The following is a 2,301-nucleotide window of genomic DNA, read 5'->3' on the forward strand; positions in this document are numbered from 1 at the left end:
AACATATTCTCCTTCATCATCCTCGGGCCGTCGATCGTCGCACACAAGATCACGCTTGGCCCGATGAACCAGATTTCGAATGCCTTCGGGCGTGTTACGGGATCGCTGCAGTTTCTGCTCAATTCCTGGTCGACCATCGTCGAATTGCAGTCGGTGCATAAGCGCCTGCGCGCCTTTGAGGCGACGCTTTCGGGCGAACCGCTGCCCGATATCGACAAGCGCTATCTCGATCGTGAAAAGGCTGGCCTGCGGCCGGAAGATCAGCCGGTGGCGTGATCGGAATAGCGTAGCCGCCGACGTCTCCCTCCCCCTTGTGGGGAGGGGTAAGGGGTGGGGGTCATTTGGCCCCATTAGCTCGCAGGGTTACCCCCACCCTCGATCCCCCCACAAGGGGGAGGGAGGTTCGGACTACTCCGCCTTCACCCGCCGGTCTGCACCGGCGCAGCCTCGTTCTGCCGCGCCACATAGTCGGCATAGCTGATGCATTCGACATCGGTCTTGACGCAGACCTCGCCGGCGAAACGCTCCAGCGCGCGCCAATAGGCGCCATCATTCATCAGCGTGAAGTGAAAGCCGATCTGCAGCGGAATGCGCCCGCCCGCATATTGCTTTTCGAAAGCCGCGTCGAACGCGTCATAGGCGCGGGTCTCGTATTTGGCAGCCTCTTCGGGTTTGTCTATGCCGCCCGAATGGCGAACGAACAGATTGTAGTCCATCGCAATGATCTTCCGTTCCGACGGTCCCTCGGGAATCAGCGGCAGGGCAAACTCCATCATGTTGCCGTCGAGCTTCGGTTCTTCCGGCCCGCGCGACACCCCACTCGCATTATAGGCAAAGCCCTTGTCGTGCAGCGCTGCCGTCAACCCCTTGCTGTCGGAGAGATAGGGCGCGCGAAATCCCTTCACCGAGGCCGCAATCTGCGCCCAGTCGGCTGGCTCGGGCGAAATGCCGTTGATCTTGTAGGCGTCGCGCATGACAGTCGAAAACGCGTCGAACTCCTTGGTCCACTCCGCCTTGCTCCATTTGCCGCCGTCGAAATGGCCGCAGGCGTGGCTGGCGATGTCGTGGCCCTCGGCAGCGGCGAGGTTGATCTGGCCAAGCCGGTCGACCACTTCCTGCTTGTCCGAGGCAAAGCCGACATTCGACCTGCCTGCCGATTTTCCGGGCGCGAGATATTCGCCGCGCGTTTCGCGCGACAGCAAGAAGACGCAAGACAGGAAATAGGTGAAGCGAGCTCCGGTGCGCGCCGCAAGCTCGCGGCTGCGCTGCCATTGCGCTAGGTCGTGCGCGCCGTCGAAGGAGATCAGCACCACCTGCGGCTTCTTGACGTCCTCGACCTTGGGGGCAGGCCCCGCCATCGCCGGAAAAGCGGCCAGCGACGCGGACAAAAGGGCACTCAGGAACGCTTTGGACATTTTCAGGTAACTGCTGCGCAATTTCAGGGGATTTGGTGACGTCGGGCGTTAGCCGCCAAATGTGGCACGTCTGCGTTCGGCATGGAATGCGACATGCGGCTGCCGGCGCTTGGGGGCGGGCAGGTTCGGCGTGGAATGGTTCTCCACGGTTGCTGGCATTTTCAGCGCCTTGGCTCGTCTTCAACGTAGTGAYCCTTCCCCTCTGGTCCTGAGCTTGTCGAAGGGGCCGGCCATCTCCCCCACAAGGAGGGAGATTAGTCTCGTCGCCGGCAGCGCGCGTCCTGCAACATCGTAGGGATAAGTCTTGCGATTTTGGCGATTAGCTGCGGCGCGCCGATGACGGCGTGATCTCCCTCCTTGTGGGGGAGATGGCCGGCCCCTTYGACAAGCTCAGGACCAGAGGGGGGTGCGAAGGATCGCGACCTSTAGGATTGGCCTCATAAGGCGACATCCAGCTGTCACCATCTGTCAGCAACCACCGTGGATAGCCGTCCCCATTTCTCCACGCCCTTCCAACCTCCCGTRTCATYATCCTCGCGATCTTCCACGGGACCCCGGTGCGCACCGGGCAGCGGGGGGAAGCGYCGGTGCCGGGCTGGCAGGAGGTCGGWTCTCCTGCTGGGTGATGAGCCMCCAAGCCCGGGCCTTGCGGCGGCTGGCGGTGAAAGCCGAGGCGACTGAGCGGGGCAAGAAYACCGAGCGGGGCGCGAACGTCGCGCCATACAATCATTATCGGAAGGCACGGCCTCGCGCCCCGCTTCCCGAACTTTTCATGAGCAATAGCCAGACCGGAAACGGGGCGTGGCGGTGAATAAGCTTGGCTCCTTCGCCCCGTTTACGGGGAGAAGGTGCCGGCAGGCGGATGAGGGGCGGCGCGAACTTGCAA

Annotated in this window: 2 protein-coding genes; one reads left to right on the top strand and one right to left on the bottom strand. The window is 62.5% G+C overall.

Features of this window, described 5'->3' with window-relative positions; all coding sequences use genetic code 11:
* Positions 1 to 276, top strand: a 276-nt coding sequence (locus AC1DUU_RS29805) for an SbmA/BacA-like family transporter (RefSeq protein WP_476786923.1), incomplete at its 5' end; no start/stop codon positions are given.
* A 143-nt stretch (positions 277 to 419) separates the two neighbouring features.
* Here the strand turns inward: AC1DUU_RS29805 and AC1DUU_RS29810 are convergent.
* Positions 420 to 1,415, bottom strand: a complete 996-nt coding sequence (locus tag AC1DUU_RS29810; RefSeq protein ID WP_476786924.1) for a polysaccharide deacetylase family protein — start codon at positions 1,413 to 1,415, stop codon at positions 420 to 422.
* Between the last annotated feature and the right edge of the window lie 886 nt (positions 1,416 to 2,301).

Source organism: Aminobacter sp. P4_H6_2 (genome assembly GCF_056400805.1).

Excerpts from the sequence above, each read along its gene's own strand:
- AC1DUU_RS29810 (WP_476786924.1), bottom strand. The coding sequence starts at position 1,415 with ATGTCCAAAGCGTTCCTGAGTGCCCTTTTGTCCGCGTCGCTGGCCGCT.